Origin of the sequence: Erythrobacter aureus (genome assembly GCF_003355455.1) — a bacterium.
GTDB lineage: Bacteria > Pseudomonadota > Alphaproteobacteria > Sphingomonadales > Sphingomonadaceae > Qipengyuania > Qipengyuania aurea.
This window is the reverse complement of record NZ_CP031357.1, coordinates 317,700-333,724: the sequence shown is the minus strand read 5'-3', so window position 1 is coordinate 333,724 and position 16,025 is coordinate 317,700. Positions and strand designations below refer to the sequence as shown.

Sequence of the window (16,025 nt, the reverse complement as noted above, 5' to 3'; positions counted from 1 at the left end):
GCCGCGACGGGATATTGACGCTAGATGTCACGGAAAAAGGCCTTTGCCCTGCGTTTGGATCCGGCAGTCCATGCCGCGATCGAGCGCTTGGCCGCGGCCGAATTGCGCAGCGCCAATGCGCAGATCGAGATGTTGCTGCGCGAGGCGCTGAACCAACGCGGGATTACCGTACCCATATCGAAACTGCCCGCACGCGGCCGACCCAGGAAGGAACCGTGACATGCGCTTTTCCATACTACTCGCCGCAGCCGGCCTTGTGACAGCCGCACCGCTCATGGCTGTCCCTGAACCGGTTCCCCTGACCGCCGAGGGACCGCGAGGCGATCTCGCGGGCACGCTGATTGCACCTGCCGAGGGGCGGCCTGTGGTCCTCATCCTTCCCGGATCAGGCCCCACCGATCGCGATGGCAACAACCCGATGGGCGTCACCGCCGCCCCCTACCGCCTGCTCGCAGAAGCGTTGGCCGGGCGCGGCATCGGCACGGTCCGTATCGACAAGCGCGGCATGTTTGCCAGCAAGGCGGCAGTTACCGATGCCAATGCGGTCACGGTGTCCGACTATGTCGCCGATACCGGAAGCTGGGTGGACGCGGCCCGCGCCGCCAGCGGGACAACAGACTGCATATGGCTTTTGGGCCACAGCGAGGGCGGCCTGGTGGCGCTTGCCGCAGCCAAGCGGATTGAACATCTGTGCGGCCTTATACTGGTGGCAACGCCTGGGCGGCCGTTAGGCACCATCTTGCGCGAGCAATTGAGCGCCAATCCTGCCAACGCGCCGATCCTCGATGAGGCGGAAACCGCCATCACCGCGCTCGAAGCGGGCGAGCGGGTCGACGTCGGGAAATTCCATCCCGCAGTGCAGGGGCTGTTCGCTCCGGCGGTGCAGGGGTTCCTTATTGATCTTATGGCACAGGACCCGGCAGCTATGGCCAATATGGTCGAGCTTCCGATGCTCATCGTCCAGGGCGGCACCGATCTTCAAGTCGGGGCAGAGGATGCCAAGGCCTTGGTCGCCGCAGCCCCCGGCGCCGAGTATCTGGCAATTCCCGCCATGAATCACGTGTTGAAAGATATAGCCGGCGGTGACGTTGCTGCCAATCGAGCCAGCTATGCCGATCCATCGCTTGCGGTGTCGCCAGCGCTTGTCGATGGTATCGCTGCATTTATTACCGATTTCAGGAAAGCGATCCGATGAGCGAGAGGAAAGACGATGTCTGGTTCGAACCCAAACGGTACGGTTACGGAGCGGGCATGCCGGTGTCGTGGCAAGGCTGGGTTCTGATTATCGGCTACGTGCTTCTGATCGTTCTCGGCGTCCTCTTGGCGTCGCGGGAAGAGGATGTGTGGCTTACCGTCTTCCTGATCCTCATCGTTCCCGTGACTGCAGTGCTGCTCTATATCTCCGCCCTCAAGACACGCGGCGGCTGGCGTTGGCGCTGGGGTGACGACGATTGACGGGGTTGGCCACAGGACCAAGCTTATCCGATTGTTAACCATACGGGTCTAGGCAATGATTATGGTTTCACCCTACGCCTCTTCCGCCTCGCGCATGCCCCGCTGGCTCTTGGCCGCCGTCGCGGCTGTGGCGATAAGCGCGATCCCGCTCGCCGCCGTGCTGGCACAAGGCCCATCGACGGCCAGCTTCACCGTTGCCGAAACGGGCCGCGGCTATGCGTCGCTGCAAGCCGCGGTCGATGCCATCGGCAGCGGCGAGGGAACTGTGGTCATCGCCTCGGGCAACTGGCGCGAATGCGCGGTGCAGCGCGAAGGCGTTGTGCATTTTCGCGCTGCACAGCCGGGTAGCGCGCTGTTGGGCGGCATGGCCTGCGAAGACAAGGCTGCGCTGGTCCTGCGCGGACGAGGTGCCAGCGTCGACGGAATCGTCTTCGCCGATCTCGCCGTCGAGGACGGCAACGGCGCGGGCATCCGTCTCGAGAAAGGTCCCTTGCGCGTATCGCAAAGCTGGTTCCGCGACAGCCAGCAGGGTATTCTGACGACCAATGGCGAGAACAGCGAGCTGGTGGTCGACAAGTCCACATTCACGCGTCTGGGCACTTGCGAATATTCGGGCGGTTGCGCGCATTCGATCTACGCCGGCGATTACGGCCGCGTTGTGGTGACCCGTAGCCGGTTCGAGCAGGGCACGGGCGGGCATTATCTCAAGTCGCGCGCCGCGCACAATGTGGTGGAGGATTCGAGCTTCGACGATGCCAATGGCCGTGGCACCAATTATCTGATCGATCTGCCAAATGGCGGCACGGGCAGTATTCGCGGGAACTGGTTCGTTCAGGGTCGCGATAAGGAAAACTGGTCGACGATGATCGCCATCGGTGCCGAGGGTGCCAACTACAGTTCCGACGGTTTGGTGATCGCGGATAATGAGGCACGTCTGGTTCCCGGCCTTTCACGCAGCCCGGCCTTCGTGGCCGACTGGACCGGCGATGCGCTAGTAATGCAGAATAATATGCTCGGCCCCGGCATCCGGCGGCTGGAGCTACGCTGAGGAAACATGCCGTCCCTCACCCGTTTATCGGGCGAAGGAGCAGGCAATGGCAGGCGGTTGGGCCCGCGACGGGGCAGTTCAGGATCAGATCGACGATTCGGTGAATGACGCGGTCAGCGCGGCGCGTTCGCGCCTTCCACGTGGCGAAAGCGCCGAATATTGCGACGAATGCGGAGAGCCCATCCCGGAAAAACGCCGTGTGGCGCTACCCGGCGTGCGGACCTGTGTCGAATGCCAGTCCGCACGCGACGGCGCGGTGCGCCATTCCGCCATCAATCGTCGCGGAAGCAAGGACAGCCAGTTGCGCTGACGCGCGATGGCGTCCACGCATCGGGTATGACATCCCCTTTCATCTGGCTCCAGCATCTCCTGCCTCACCATGCGGTTTCGCGCATGGCGGGCAAACTCGCCTCGAGCGAAGTTCCATGGCTGCGCGACCGACTGATCCGCCGCTTCATCGCCGCCTATGATGTCGACATGAGCGAGGCCGCGCGCGGTGTGGGTGAGTTCACAAGTTTCAACGATTTCTTCACGCGCGAACTCAAGCCGGGCGCTCGTCCGCTGGCCGACGCAAGCCAATATGTCCTGAGCCCAGCCGACGGCGCGGTCAGCCAGATCGGGCGGATCGAGGAAGGGCGCATCTTCCAGGCCAAGGGCCGTCACTTCACTGCTGCGCAGCTTCTTGGCGGCGACAAGCAGGCGGCGGCACGGTTCGACGGCGGCCAATTCGCCACCATCTATCTGAGCCCACGCGATTACCACCGCGTGCACATGCCCGCAGCCGGAACGCTGAAATCCGCGACATACGTCCCGGGCGAGCTGTTTTCGGTGAATCAGGTGACGGCCGAGAATGTAGATGGTCTCTTCGCCCGCAACGAGCGACTCGCCTGCCTGTTCGCAGGGCCGGACGGGCTTTTCGCCAGCGTCATGGTGGGGGCGATGATCGTGGCGGGGATCGAGACCGTATGGTCTGGCCTTGTCGAAACGCACGCCGCAAAACGGGTGCGCGAGGAGTTCGGCGATGAACATACCTTCGCGGCGGGCGACGAGATGGGGCGCTTCATTCTCGGATCGACCGTGGTGTTGCTGTTCGAACCGGGCAAGGTCGAATGGGACGCGCGGCTGAAGGCGGGCGCGGCCGTACGCATGGGGAAGGCAATCGGGCGCAGGCGCTGAGGGGAAGTTCAGCCGAAGGCGCGCGCGTAGCGCACATCCCCGCTCGGTGCATCGCCGGCCACCACAAGCCGCTGGAAGTATTCGGGGGGAGGCCCGGGATATCGCAGGGCGGGATCGTGTTCGAAACCGAAGCGCGCGTAATAGACGGGATCGCCTAGCAGTACGAGGCCCCGCGCGCCCTGCATCCGCATGTCGGCGATCGCGCGTTGCATCAACCGCGAACCGATTTTCTGGCGTTGCAGTGATGGCAGAACGGCAATCGGGCCGAGCCCATACCAGCCGACGGAGCCATCGGATATCTCCACCGGCGAAATGGCTACATGCCCGACGATACGATCGCAGTCCTCGGCGACGAGCGAAAGCGCGAGATCGCCATCCGCTCTCAGCCGTTCGATGATACGCACTTCGCTGCCGTCGCTATGCGGCGCATCTGCGAAAGCCGCCTGCGTGACCACGCCTATCGCCGCATGGTCGCGCGGTTCCTCGGGACGGATCGCGATGGCCGTCACAGCAGGTGCCCCGATCGGTCACGCTTGGTGGCCAGGTAGCGGGTGTTGTGCGGATTGTCCGGCAGCGCATGGGGCACGCGCTCGCGGATTGTCACCCCCTCGGCTTCCAGCGCCTCTACCTTCGCGGATTGTTGGTCATCAGCCGGATAGCCTTTACCCGAGCAGCTCCAGCATCCGCGCCGCGGTGGGGAAGTCGCGTGCCTCATCGGGCAGGCCCAGGCGTGTGTTGGCATCCACCGTGTCGAAACCCTGATCCTGCAGGCGATAGGCGCGCAATTTGTTGACGAGGCCGATCCCGCGCCCTTCCTGCCGCATGTAGAGCAGCACGCCCCAGCCGCCCTTCTCCGCTTCGTGCGACATCGCGTGCAGCGCGGCGTCGAGCTGCGGCCCGCAATCGCATTTGAGGCTGCCGAGGATGTCGCCGGTAAGGCATTCGGAATGCAGGCGCACCAGCGGCGCGCGGTCGGCGGTCTGTTCGCCGATGATCAGCGCGACATGTTCGCGCGTGTCGTCGGGGCTGCGGAAGGCAACGATCCGCGCATCCTCGGCCGCCGCCACCGGCAGCCGCGCGCGTGAGGCGATCTGCAGGCGCCGGGCATCGGCAAAGGCAGCGACGTCGGTCGCGCTGAGGGGGACGGCTTCCGCCGCTCCTTGTGGGTCGACGAGAAATGCGGGCAGCACCCCGGCCATCCGCGCCAGTTCGAGCGCGGCACGCGCCTGGTCCTCCCAGTCGAGATGCAATGCCTTGAACGGCCCCTTGAGCGGGTTGGCCATGTCGAGCGCGGGGTCGGCCACGGCGAAGGCCGCAGACAGGTCGAAGGGGTCGGCGGCACGCATCAGCACCGGCTGGCGCGGCGCGGCGGCCTCGATCTGGTTGATAAGCTTGAGTGTTGCCGCTCGCGTGGCGGAAATGAGCATCGCCTCTCCCGACACCTCTCCGAACGCCGTCTCGACCGGTTGCAACAGGGGCGCGCCTTCAATGGCGAGCGGCCACCCATGACGCAGCGCATCGACTGCCTGCGCGGCGCGGCGGGAGGGGCTTGGAGGGGAGGCGAACTCGCTCAGAGCGCGAACTCCGTCACCAGGGGCACATGGTCCGATGGCTTTTCCCAGTCCCGTGCATATTCATGGACCGAATGGCGCAGCGCCTGCTTCGCCAGGTCCTCGCTCGCCCACATATGGTCGAGCCGGCGCCCGCGATCGTTGGCTTTCCAATCCTTCGCGCGATAGCTCCACCAGCTATAATAGCGCTCCGGTGCCTTGATGTGCTCGCGTCCGATATCGGCCCAGCCATGCGCATCCATGAAGCGTTGGAGGCTCTCGACCTCGATTGGCGTATGGCTGACGACCTTGAGGAGCTGCTTGTGGTTCCACACGTCGCTTTCGAGCGGAGCGATGTTGAAATCGCCGACGATCAGCGTGGGGCGGTCGATCGCATCGGCCCAGCGGGTCATGCGCTCGAGGAAGTCGAGCTTCTGCCCAAATTTGAGATTGACCTCGCGATCGGGTTCGTCGCCGCCGGCGGGCACATAAACATTCTCGACGATCATCCCTTGGTGCTCGGTCAGCTCGACGCCGACATGGCGTGCCTCGCCATTGTCCTGCCAGTCATGGCGCGAGAATTCCCGCAGCGGTGTTTTCGCCACTGTCGCCACGCCGTGATAGCCCTTCTGCCCGTGCACGGCGAAATGTTCGTAACCCAGCGAGCGAAACGCTTCGTAGGGAAACTGGTGCTCCTGGCACTTGATCTCCTGCAGGCACAGCACGTCGGGCGACTGCTCCTTGATGAAGCGTTCGACGATCGGCATGCGCAGGCGGACGGAATTGATATTCCAGGTAGCGATAGAAACCATGATGGCGGGTTAGGCGAGGCCCACCGTTGCCGCAAGCGTCGGGGATCGGTCACGCGGGAGTCTTTAGCTTGGTGCGCCTTCGCATCCGTCGAAGGCTTGCGTCACCGGCCCACTCCCCCGCCCGGCCACCCAACCAGTATCGTGCCATGGGTGGCCGGGCGGGGGAGCGGGACGGAACAGCCACGTGAAGCGCGGATGCGCTTCACGCACGCCACTAGAGACCGTCGCGCTTTCGTCATGCCAAGCGGTGATATAGGGCGCGCGTTCAAGATCACGGAGTTTTGAGATGACCATTCGTCCGCTTTTCCTTGCCACCGCAGCCGCGCTCGTGCTCGGAGGGTGTACCGCAACCGTCGCGCAGGAAGCGCCGCAAGCCGCGTCCGCTGCGGCCCCGGGGGAAAAGCGGGCCAAGAACGTGATTCTCTTCATCGGCGACGGCATGGGCATTTCCACCGTCACCGCCGCGCGCATCTATGCCGGTCAGAAGCTCGGCCAGACCGGTGAGGAATATGTCCTGCCGTTCGAGACCTTCGATAATGTGGCTTTGGTCAAGACTTACAATATCGACGCGCAGGTTCCCGACAGCGCGGGCACGGCCAGCGCGATGCATACAGGTGTGAAAACCGACATCGGCGTGCTCGGCTACGGACCCGGCGTTACGGAGGGCGATTGCGCTTCGGGGATGGGACACGCGGCGCCCATGCTTGGTGAAGAGGTCAAGGCGAGGGGGCTTGCGCTCGGCATCGTCAGCACCGCGCGGCTTACACACGCGACGCCTGCATCGGTCTATGCGCGCAGCGTGACCCGCGACTGGGAGGCCGACACCTGGATCCCCGAAGACCAGCGCGGACAAGGCTGCGTCGATATCGCACAGCAGTTGGTCGAGGCGCCTTTCGATGTGGCGCTCGGCGGCGGCAGCGTTGCCTTTTACGGCAAGGACAAGGGCGGGCGCAGGCTGGACGATGCCGCCGACCTTCCGAGCGATTGGGAGGTTGCCACCGGCGGTACCTACGCGACAACACTTCAGGACATGGCTGCGGCGCCGGACGACAAACCGCTGCTCGGCCTCTTTTCCCTCAGCCATATGACCTACATGGTCGATCGCGAGGTCGACAGCACCGAACCCACGCTCACTTCGATGACCGCCACGGCTATCCAGCGCCTGTCGAGCGATCCGCAAGGCTACTACCTGATGGTCGAAAGCGGGCGCATCGACCACGGCCATCATGAAGGCAAGGCGGGCTATGCTTTGGAGGAAGCGGTCGAATTCGCGCGCGCGATCAAATGGGCGATCGACAACACCGACCCCGAAGAGACGCTCATCATGGTGACTGCCGACCACAGCCACGTGTTCACGATCGCGGGCTATCCCAAGCGCGGCAATCCGATCCTCGGCCTCGTGTCGAACCCGCGCGATGAAGGTCCCTCGCTGGCCGAGGATGGAAAGCCCTACACGACGCTCGGCTATGCCAACGGCATGGGCGCTTTCGAAGGCGAGCGACCGATGCCTGAAACCGGTGTGAAGGCCCGCCAGCAAGCTGCGATCCCCACCAAATCCGAAACTCACGCAGGCGAGGATGTGGCGCTCTATGCCCAGGGACCCGGCGCCGAGAATGTGCGCGGGGTGATGGAACAGAACCTGATCTATAATGTGATCAGGAAAGCGTTCGGCTGGGAAGAGTAAGCGGAGTCCTTGTTGCGTGCGGGAAGCGCATCCGCGCTTCCCTTGCGGCACCTGCCCACTCCCCCACCCGGCCACCCACGGCACGGTATTCTATGGGTGGCCGGGTGGGGAGTGGGCAGGTGCCGCCCCAAGCCTTCGACGGAGGTCGAAGGCGCATCCGAACAAAGACACAAAAAACCCCCGTGCCGGGGGCATTGGCACGGGGGTTTCCTGTGAGCGTTCGTCACGCTTGGAACGAGATGAACCAGGTCGAGGGGGTCAACAGGGGGGAAACCCACCTCGTGTCGTCTCGTGATTTGGAGATTATGCCCGGGGCGATTGCTGTTCAATGAACGGTCCGAAGCGGGATATCCCGTAGGGCGCACCGCTCACCGCCAAGGCGTTCATCCCGGGCGACGGGACGATCGCCGCGGATCGCGAAACGTAAAGGCGCTGTCGGCCACGGCCACGCCATAGCGCTGGTTCGCCAGCCTTACCGTGGTCCGGTGATTCTGCGAATCGAGCGCCACCCAATGGGTCAGGCGCAGACCGCCGGGGGCCGAAGCGTCGCGCGCGAAAATCAGGGTTATGACCCCGAATTCGGGGCGCTTGGTATCGCGCACTTCCACGCTGACGACGTCGGGGTGGTTGGTGGGAACCAGCTTGCCGTATCGCTTCACGTCGCGGCTGGGATCGAGCAGCGCGCCCAATGGCGAATTCTTGATCGGCCAGCGCTGGACCTGATTGACCTCGTAGTCGACCATATACATCGACTTGCCGTTCGAGACGACGAGCATCGGCACGCCCTTCTCGTACTGGAAACGGATCTTGCCGGGGCGTTTCAGCGTCATCACGCCGCGCACGGTCTGCCCGCTGCGGTCGGTCTGGACGAAATCCGCCTTCATCGTGGAGATGCCGCGCAGCGCGGCGACTGCCCGGTCGAGGTCGCCCTCGGCGGCGACCACCGGGGCGGGCGCGAGGATGGCGGAAACGGGAAGCGCCGCAGCCAGCGATAAAGCCAGCGCGGCGCGGATCGGTTTGTTCGATTTCGAAGACAAGGTGCTCATGCTCCTGCGATTAGGGTCGGAGCATTGAACCATCACTGAACCCGGCTCGTTCCCGCGGTTCAGCCTGGCAGAGCATTACTTGATCTTGGCTTCCTTGAACTCGACATGCTTGCGCACGACGGGATCGTACTTGCGGAAGGTGAACTTTTCCGTGTGGTTACGCGGATTCTTCTTGGTCACGTAGTAGAAGCCCGTGTCTGCGGTCGAGACGAGCTTGATCTTGACGGTTGCGGGCTTCGCCATGGCGTGTTCCTAAAGATCTTTCTGGATGGCCCTCGGGCCGAAAAAATAAGGGCGGCGTGTTCCTTGCGCTTGGTCAGACCGGTTCCGCCCCACTCCCCTCCCGGCCACCCATCAGCATACCCTAGTGGGTGGCCGGGAGGGGGAGTGGGCTGGTGCCGAAATCGTTTCCCAGAAACGAAAAGAACGGCTGCACCGCCGTCCGGCGCGCCCTTTGTGTGATTCACGGGGAAAAGTCAAGCGCCGCGGAGCAGGCAGGTGTCTCGACTTCGCTCGATACGAACGGGCTGGTTTTCCGTTGCCCCGTTCATATCGAGCGGAGGCCCATGCCGTAGTCGAGATACGTTCTACCAGTCCACCTTACCGCGCTTCGCCTTGACCTCGCCGCGCACCTTCTTGGCTTTCAACCGCTTGACCTTGCCGACGCGGTTCACGCGGCTCTTCTTGCGTTTTTTCGGCGGGGTCAGCGCTTCGCCCAGCAAGGCAAGCAATCGTTCGCGTGCTGCCTCGCGATTCTGGTCCTGCGTGCGGTATTCGTTCGCGGTCAGCACGATCTCGCCGCCCTTGGTCAGCTTGCTGCCCGCAATTTCCTTCAGCCGCTCGAATGCTTCCGGCGGCATGCCGAGCTGGAAGACGTCGACGCGGAGCTGGACAGCCGTGGCGACCTTGTTGACGTTTTGCCCGCCGGGGCCGGAGGAGGCGATGAACTTCTCCTCCGCGATTTCGAGAGCCTTGTCGGCTATTCTACCCATCACCGAAGCCGAGAGCGGTGAAATCCTGCGGCATGGGGGCAGTGGCTTCGATGGGCGCCTTGCCTTCGCGCGGGACGGAAAGCGCGGCGGCGTGCAGCATGGTGCGCGGCGCGCCCTTTCCGCTCCCATAGACCGGATCGCCAAGCAGCGGCATGCCTAGCCCTGCCTGACAATGCACGCGGATCTGATGCGTGCGACCGGTCTCGGGGCGGAATTCGAGCAGCGCCTTGCCTCGGATTTCGGCAATCACGCGCCAATGGGTGATCGAAGGCTTGCCCTTCTTCGCCGCGATCATCCGCCAGCCCTTTTCGGCGCTGCTGATCTTCGACAGCGACAGTTCGATCTTGCCCTCGGCCTCTTCGGGCACGCCAGCCAGCACGCCGAGATAGCGCTTTTCGACCAGACGGTCCTCGAAGCTCTTCGCAAAGCGCTTGAGCGCCTTGGGATTGCGCGCCAGCAGCAGGCAGCCGCTGGTATCGGTGTCGATCCGGTGGACGGGCACGGGCGCGCGCTGGAAACCCAGCTTCAGCTCCTCGAAATGGTCTTCGAGAGCGGGGCCGCCGCGGCGCGGGCGTTCGATCGGCAGGCCCGCTGGCTTGTCGATCACCAGCGCTTCGCCGTCTTCGAACAGGATCGGGATCTGGGTCATGTCTTGAGTTTCGCGTCCATCATCAGGCGCAGCGCATTGCCGAGCAAGAAGCCGTTTTCCAAGTCTTCGATGCGCAATTCGGCTTCGCGCGCCTTGCCTTCGTCAAGAAGGGACCGGCGGAACACGCCGGGCAGCAATCCGAGGCTGGCAGGCGGGGTCAGCAATACGCCGTCTTCGCCGCGCACGAAGATATTGGTGACGCAGCCTTCGGTGAGCAAGCCGTCCTCGCGCACGAACAGCGCTTCGTGCGCGTCATGCTGCCGGGCGATGCGCTGTGCGTCCTCGTAAAAGCCGCGATCGGTGGTCTTGTGGCGCAGCCGCCAGTCGCCCGGATCGACGGGGAGCGGCAGAACGATGCAGCGGGCAGGTTCCGGCCAGGCTTCGGGTATATCCCGTGCCTCGAGCGCGATTTCGCCGGAACGGGAGGCGAGCAGGCGTACCCGGCTGGGCTTGTCGAGCACGAAACACAGCGCATGAAGCTGGTTGCGCGCCTCGTGCCGATCGAAGGTGAAGCCCAGCTCACTCGTGCTCGTCTTTATTCGCAGGAGATGGTTTTCGAGATGCGTGATGCCCGCTTCCGGCGAAAAGCGCATCGTTTCTATCAGGTCGAATTGCGCCGCGCGATGATGGGGCGAAGAGGTCCGGACAAAGGCCCCCTTGAGCAGCGCTTCACGCCATTCGGACGTTGGTTCGCTGTCGGCGACGATCGCTCCGCCCACCCCGAGTACCGCCTTGCCTCGCCCGTTTTCGACTTCGGTCAGGCGCAGCGTTCGAATCGCGACATTGAATGCCGCATCGCCATCCTTGCCGATCCGCCCGATCGCGCCGCAATAGGGACCGCGCGGATCGCGCTCGACCGCATCGATCAGCTCCATCGCGCGGATCTTGGGCGCGCCGGTGATCGATCCGCAGGGGAACAGTGCGCGTACCAGATCGATCGCGCCTTCATCCGGTTTCAGCCGCGCGCGTACCGCGCTGACCATCTGGTGGACCGTGGGGTAGCTTTCGATCGCGAAAGGATCGTCTACCCGCACGCTCCCGGGTTCGGCGACGCGGGAGAGATCGTTGCGCAGCAGGTCGACGATCATCAGGTTTTCGGCCTTGTCCTTGACCGATCCGGCAAGCTCTTCGGCCATCGCGCGATCCGAGGCCTCGTCATGGCCGCGTGGGCGTGTGCCCTTCATCGGCTTGGCCTTGGCCTCGCCCCCTTTCAGCGACACGAACAGTTCGGGGCTGAGGCTGAGCAGCCAATGCGATCCGTCGAAGACAGCCCCGCCATATCCCGCCTGCGCGGTGGGGCGCAGTGCCGCATAGAGGCCCAGCGGGTCGCCGATGAAGCCGCCCGCGAGGGGAAAGGTCAGATTGGCCTGGTAGATATCGCCCGCGCGGATCGCCTCTTGCAGCGCCGCGAAAGCCTGCCCGTATCCCCCTGGCGAAATCTGCGGCTCGAGCGGGCCGACACTGCCGCCGCCCGGCGCGTTTTTCGTCAGCCAGTCGGGCATGTCCTCTGCGGCAATCCGCTGCGGCGTGTCGAATACGCCCAGCCAGACGAGCGGCCCCGCACCGCCGCTGCGGGCATCGGTCAGCGGGCGCAATCTGTCCTCCAGCGCCAGCCCGGCCTCGTAAGCGATGTATCCCGCCAGTTCTCCGCCCTTACGGCGAGCCTGTTCGGCAGCGGCGAGCACGGTCTCGATTTCGTCGGGACGGTGCGCGACGAAGATATCGCGCGGGTTCTCGAACAGCAGGGCGTCGGCCGCGCCGCTATCGCGCGCATCGTCGAGCAGGACAAAGGGATGCCGTTCCGCCATCGGTGCCAGCCTTTACCGCTTGGCGAGCGCCTGTCGAGGGATTGCTTGACCGCGCCCACAAGCCTGCGCCACACCCCTGCGACTTGCGAGCAGCGGGAGCGGATTGCCGATGAGCGAAATTTTCCTCGGACTGGGGGCCAATGGCGAGCGCCAGCACCTGCGGCTCGGTCAGGCCAATCGCCATGGATTGATCGCCGGGGCAACCGGCACGGGCAAGACGGTGACGCTGCAGGGGCTCGCGGAAAGTTTCTCCGCACAAGGCGTCCCGGTTTTCGTCGCCGATGTGAAGGGCGACCTTGCGGGCATCGCAATGGCCGGTTCACCACAATTTAAACATGCCGACAAGCTGGAGGGGCGCGCCAAGGAGCTGGGCATGGACGACTATGCCTATGCCGACAATGCGGCGGTTTTCTGGGACCTATATGGCGAAAAGGGCTTCCCGGTCCGGACCACGATCTCTGAGATGGGGCCTTTGCTGCTGGCGCGGCTGCTCGACCTCAACGACACGCAGGAAGGCGTACTCAACATCGTCTTCCGTCATGCGGACGAGAACGGCCTGCTGCTGCTCGACCTGGGCGATCTGCAGGCGATGCTCGCCTATGCCTATGACAATGCGAAGGAGCTGTCTGGCACCTATGGCAATGTCTCCAAGCCCAGCGTCGGGGCGATCCAGCGCCAGCTCTTGAGCTTCGAAAGCCAGGGCGCGGATATGTTCTTCGGCGAGCCCGCGCTGGAGATCGACGATTTCCTCAAGCTGGACGGGCAGGGGCGCGGGGTAATCAACGTCCTCGCTGCCGACAGGCTGATGCGCAGTCCCAAGCTCTACGCCACCTTCCTCCTGTGGCTGCTCGCCGAACTGTTCGAAAGCCTGCCCGAAGTCGGCGATCCGGAAAAGCCGAAGCTGGTGTTCTTCTTCGATGAGGCGCATTTGCTGTTCGACGAGGCGCCCGAGGCGCTGGAGGACAAGGTCGAGCAGGTCGTCCGGCTGATCCGTTCGAAGGGGGTGGGCGTCTATTTCGTCACGCAGAAACCGATCGACATCCCGGAAAAGATCGCCGGGCAACTCGGTAATCGCGTGCAACATGCGCTGCGCGCCTTCACCCCGCGCGATCAGCGCGCGATCAAGGCGGCAGCGGAAACGTTCCGTATCAATCCCGATCTCGATGTCGAACAGGCGATTACCGAATTGAGAGTGGGCGAGGCGCTGGTCTCGACGCTTGACGAGGACGGCGCGCCCACCGTGGTTCAGCGCACGCTGATAAAGCCGCCGCATTCGCGCCTCGGCCCGGTGACCGAGAAGGAGCGCAAGATCGTCAACTCGGTCAGCGATCTGGACGGAAAATACGATGAGGCGGTGGATCGCGAGAGCGCGGAGGAAGTGCTCGCCGCCAAGGCCGTCGATGCCGCCGAGACCGCGAAGGAGGTCGAGGAGAAGGGCGAGGCCGAAGTGCGCAAGCGCTCTCGTAAGCACACCTCGATGTGGACGAAAGCGGGGAAGGCCGCAGCCAAGGCGGCGGCCGGATCGCTGACCTCGATCGCCGTGGCAACGGTGATGGGGAAGAAATCGCGCGCCGACCCGCTGCGCACCGGCGCGACCGCCTTCGTGCGCAATATCATCGGTGGGCTGATGCGCTAGGTCGGGATGCGGATTTCCGCGCGGAGGCCCCCTTCGGCGCGATTTGCGAGGCTGAGCGTTCCGCCATGCTGTTCGGCAACCGCGCGCGCCAGCGTGAGGCCCAGGCCCGCGCCACCTGTCTCGCGGTTGCGGCTCGCTTCCCCGCGTGTGAACGGTTCGAGCATTTCCGCCAGCCGTTCCTCCGGAATGCCGGGACCGTCATCATCTATCCGGAGCACGGCCTGACCGTCTTCCCGAAGAATGGATAGGTGCGCCGATCCGGCATAGCGCAGCGCATTGGTGACCAGATTGCGCAGCCCGCGCTTGAGCCAGGTCAGGTGCACGGGCGCCGCGATGCGTCCCTGCGCCTCCAGCGTCACCGGCCTGCCCATATCCTCGAATTCCTCGACCACCGATGCGGCGAGTGCGCCGAGTTCGGTCATTTCGGGCTCGGTGTCGGTACGGCCGATACGCGCCAGCGAAAGGATCTCGTCGAGCGTTTCGGTGATATCCTCGATCGTCGCGGCCATCTTGTCACGCGCGGCCTCGTCCTCGACGCTCTCGATCCTAACGCGCAGTGCCGCAAGCGGCGTTTTGAGATCGTGGCCGATCGCGCCGAGCATGACATCCTTTTCATCGAGCATGGAGCCGATCCGCGCCTGCATCGCATTATGCGCCTCGATCAGCCGTCTCACATCGTCGGGTCCGCTCGCTTCCAGTGGCTCTTCGGGCGTGCCGACGCTGCCGAACCGCCGGGTCCGTTCGGCCAGAGCATCGAGCGGCCGGGTGATCCGGCGCAGCACGAAATAGAGCAGGCCGACCAGCACGAGGAACAGAATCAGCGTCTGCATCACCAGCGTGCGGGGGATGCCGCGATCGAGCGGCGGGACGGGGAGGCGCGCGACTTGCCACACCGCGCTGCCCTCCTGCTTCAAGGCGACCACCATCACCTCGTGCGGGACAGTTTCGACCAGAGCCCGAATCCGGGGAAAGTCACGCGCCGCCTCGCGCAAGACGGGGTCGTCCAGAAAGGGCTGCACGGATATGGCGATTTCCCCGACGGAAATGCCTTGCGAACGCAGTAGCCGTGCCAATTCCGCTTCTCGCTGTTGGTCGCGGGGAGCATCTGCCGCCAAGGGAGCGCGGGTGGTTTCGGAGTAACGCAGGCTACGCGGCAGGCGGACCCTTGGCGTCCCATCCCGGCGTGACGGCATCATATGCGGCGGGCGCATCATGCGGGCCTTGCGGGCATCCCGATGGCGCGGACCGCTGAGCAGTTGGAAGGCGGCGGCATGCATGAAAGCCATTTCGCGCCGTTCGGTGGCCGCGCGGTAAAGCATGGTTGCCGAAATCGCCTGGGCGATCAGCAGTGCGGCCGCCATGGCCAGCATGACCTGACCCAGCAGGCTTCGCGGAAGCAGGCGCATCAGCCGTGCGCGCCGCGTTCGAGGCGCGCGACATCGGCGGCGAAGCGGTAGCCATCGCCGCGTACCGTCTGGATGAAATGCGGATTGCGGCTGTCGGTCTCGATCTTGCGGCGCAGGCGGCTGACTTGGTTATCGACCGCGCGGTCGAACAGATGAGCCTCGCGCCCCTGCACCAGATCGAGCAGGCGGTCGCGGTCCAGCACTTGGCGCGGATGCTCGCAAAAGGCGCGCAGCATCCGGAATTCGGCGGTGGAAAGAGGCACGAGCGCGCCGTCGGGATCGGTCAGGCGGCGCTTGAGCGGATCGAGCTGCCAGCCTTCGAAAACAAAAACCGGCTCATCCGTGGGCGCTGGCGCGGCGCGTTCGGCGCGGCGCAGGACCGAACGGATGCGCGCAACCAGCTCGCGCGGCTCGAACGGCTTGGTGACATAGTCGTCCGCGCCGATTTCGAGCCCGACGATCCGGTCCATGGCCTCGCCCTTGGCGGTGAGAAGAATGGTGGGAAGGCCGCGGGTTTCGACGAGATGGCGACATAGCGACAGACCGTCCTCCCCCGGCATCATGATGTCGAGCAGGACGATATCGGGCACATTCTGCGCCAGCACGGTGCGCGCGGCTGCCGCGCTTTCCGCCTCGCGTACCTGGAACCCCTGGCGGACGAGATATTCCGCCAGGGGTTCGCGAAGGCTGCGTTCGTCGTCGACGAGGAGGATGGCAATAGGCGTGGGATCGGTCATGGTCTGTCCTGTCCGCGCCTACCGCC

At 64.5% G+C, this 16,025-nt stretch carries 17 protein-coding genes and 1 pseudogene; 8 read left to right on the top strand and 10 right to left on the bottom strand.

Annotated elements, in window-relative coordinates:
* Window positions 1–24: 24 nt before the first annotated feature.
* Genes DVR09_RS01605 through asd form a run of 6 tightly spaced genes read left to right on the top strand, consistent with a single transcriptional unit; the run spans window position 25 to window position 3,679 of the window.
* Window positions 25–219: a type II toxin-antitoxin system antitoxin gene (locus DVR09_RS01605; protein ID WP_115415381.1), complete on the top strand. Its 195-nt coding sequence runs from the start codon at window positions 25–27 to the stop codon at window positions 217–219.
* Between the two features lies 1 nt (window position 220).
* Window positions 221–1,195, top strand: a complete 975-nt coding sequence (locus tag DVR09_RS01600; RefSeq protein ID WP_115415380.1) for an alpha/beta hydrolase — start codon at window positions 221–223, stop codon at window positions 1,193–1,195.
* Complete coding sequence (locus DVR09_RS01595; protein ID WP_115415379.1) at window positions 1,192–1,455, top strand: hypothetical protein; 264 nt, start codon at window positions 1,192–1,194, stop codon at window positions 1,453–1,455. The genes DVR09_RS01600 and DVR09_RS01595 overlap by 4 nt, the downstream gene beginning before the upstream one ends.
* Before the next feature lie 55 nt (window positions 1,456–1,510).
* Window positions 1,511–2,503, top strand: a complete 993-nt coding sequence (locus DVR09_RS01590) for a right-handed parallel beta-helix repeat-containing protein (RefSeq protein WP_435867799.1) — start codon at window positions 1,511–1,513, stop codon at window positions 2,501–2,503.
* Window positions 2,504–2,549: 46 nt separating this feature from the next.
* Complete coding sequence (locus DVR09_RS01585) at window positions 2,550–2,813, top strand: DksA/TraR family C4-type zinc finger protein (RefSeq protein ID WP_115415378.1); 264 nt, start codon at window positions 2,550–2,552, stop codon at window positions 2,811–2,813.
* A 26-nt stretch (window positions 2,814–2,839) separates the two neighbouring features.
* Window positions 2,840–3,679, top strand: a complete 840-nt coding sequence (gene asd / locus DVR09_RS01580) for an archaetidylserine decarboxylase (RefSeq protein ID WP_115415377.1) — start codon at window positions 2,840–2,842, stop codon at window positions 3,677–3,679.
* An 8-nt stretch (window positions 3,680–3,687) separates the two neighbouring features.
* On the opposite strand, the gene DVR09_RS01575 is transcribed toward asd, so the two are convergent.
* From DVR09_RS01575 to xth, 3 genes and pseudogenes are all read right to left on the bottom strand, one after another.
* The gene (locus tag DVR09_RS01575; RefSeq protein WP_199798581.1) at window positions 3,688–4,188 is read right to left on the bottom strand and encodes a GNAT family N-acetyltransferase; all 501 of its coding nucleotides are present in this window, start codon (window positions 4,186–4,188) and stop codon (window positions 3,688–3,690) included.
* Window positions 4,185–5,253: pseudogene (gene ribA, locus DVR09_RS01570) on the bottom strand (GTP cyclohydrolase II). The gene DVR09_RS01575 and the pseudogene ribA overlap by 4 nt, the downstream one beginning before the upstream one ends.
* Window positions 5,250–6,041 (bottom strand): exodeoxyribonuclease III, encoded by a 792-nt coding sequence (gene xth, locus DVR09_RS01565; protein WP_115415376.1) that lies wholly within the window; start codon window positions 6,039–6,041, stop codon window positions 5,250–5,252. Before xth ends, ribA begins: the two are co-directional and overlap by 4 nt.
* Window positions 6,042–6,327: 286 nt before the next feature.
* On the opposite strand from xth, the gene DVR09_RS01560 reads away from it, so the two are divergent.
* Window positions 6,328–7,725, top strand: a complete 1,398-nt coding sequence (locus tag DVR09_RS01560; RefSeq protein WP_115415375.1) for an alkaline phosphatase — start codon at window positions 6,328–6,330, stop codon at window positions 7,723–7,725.
* A gap of 383 nt (window positions 7,726–8,108) precedes the next feature.
* Here the strand turns inward: DVR09_RS01560 and DVR09_RS01555 are convergent, their stop codons facing one another.
* The 5 genes from DVR09_RS01555 to pabB all read right to left on the bottom strand — a co-directional run bounded on the left by DVR09_RS01555 (window position 8,109) and on the right by pabB (window position 12,220).
* Window positions 8,109–8,771: a LolA family protein gene (locus DVR09_RS01555; protein ID WP_115415374.1), complete on the bottom strand. Its 663-nt coding sequence runs from the start codon at window positions 8,769–8,771 to the stop codon at window positions 8,109–8,111.
* A gap of 75 nt (window positions 8,772–8,846) precedes the next feature.
* Window positions 8,847–9,014 carry a 50S ribosomal protein L33 gene (gene rpmG, locus DVR09_RS01550; protein WP_067692617.1) on the bottom strand — a complete coding sequence of 56 codons (168 nt, stop codon included), beginning with the start codon at window positions 9,012–9,014 and terminating at the stop codon, window positions 8,847–8,849.
* A gap of 344 nt (window positions 9,015–9,358) precedes the next feature.
* Entirely contained in the window at window positions 9,359–9,763 is a 405-nt protein-coding gene (arfB, locus tag DVR09_RS01545) for an alternative ribosome rescue aminoacyl-tRNA hydrolase ArfB (RefSeq protein ID WP_115415373.1), read from the bottom strand.
* Window positions 9,756–10,412 carry an RluA family pseudouridine synthase gene (locus tag DVR09_RS01540; protein WP_115415372.1) on the bottom strand — a complete coding sequence of 219 codons (657 nt, stop codon included), beginning with the start codon at window positions 10,410–10,412 and terminating at the stop codon, window positions 9,756–9,758. The genes arfB and DVR09_RS01540 overlap by 8 nt, the downstream gene beginning before the upstream one ends.
* On the bottom strand, window positions 10,409–12,220 hold the full coding sequence (gene pabB / locus DVR09_RS01535; RefSeq protein ID WP_115415371.1) for an aminodeoxychorismate synthase component I: 1,812 nt from the start codon (window positions 12,218–12,220) through the stop codon (window positions 10,409–10,411). Before pabB ends, DVR09_RS01540 begins: the two co-directional genes overlap by 4 nt.
* A 109-nt stretch (window positions 12,221–12,329) precedes the next feature.
* Here pabB and DVR09_RS01530 point away from each other — a divergent pair, with 109 nt between their 5' ends.
* Complete coding sequence (locus DVR09_RS01530; RefSeq protein ID WP_115415370.1) at window positions 12,330–13,856, top strand: helicase HerA-like domain-containing protein; 1,527 nt, start codon at window positions 12,330–12,332, stop codon at window positions 13,854–13,856.
* On the opposite strand, the gene DVR09_RS01525 is transcribed toward DVR09_RS01530, so the two are convergent.
* Window positions 13,853–15,262 carry an ATP-binding protein gene (locus tag DVR09_RS01525; protein WP_115415369.1) on the bottom strand — a complete coding sequence of 470 codons (1,410 nt, stop codon included), beginning with the start codon at window positions 15,260–15,262 and terminating at the stop codon, window positions 13,853–13,855. The two genes, DVR09_RS01530 and DVR09_RS01525, sit on opposite strands and share 4 nt — an antisense overlap.
* Window positions 15,262–15,999, bottom strand: a complete 738-nt coding sequence (locus DVR09_RS01520) for a response regulator (RefSeq protein ID WP_115415368.1) — start codon at window positions 15,997–15,999, stop codon at window positions 15,262–15,264. Before DVR09_RS01520 ends, DVR09_RS01525 begins: the two co-directional genes overlap by 1 nt.
* Window positions 16,000–16,025: the final 26 nt, after the last annotated feature.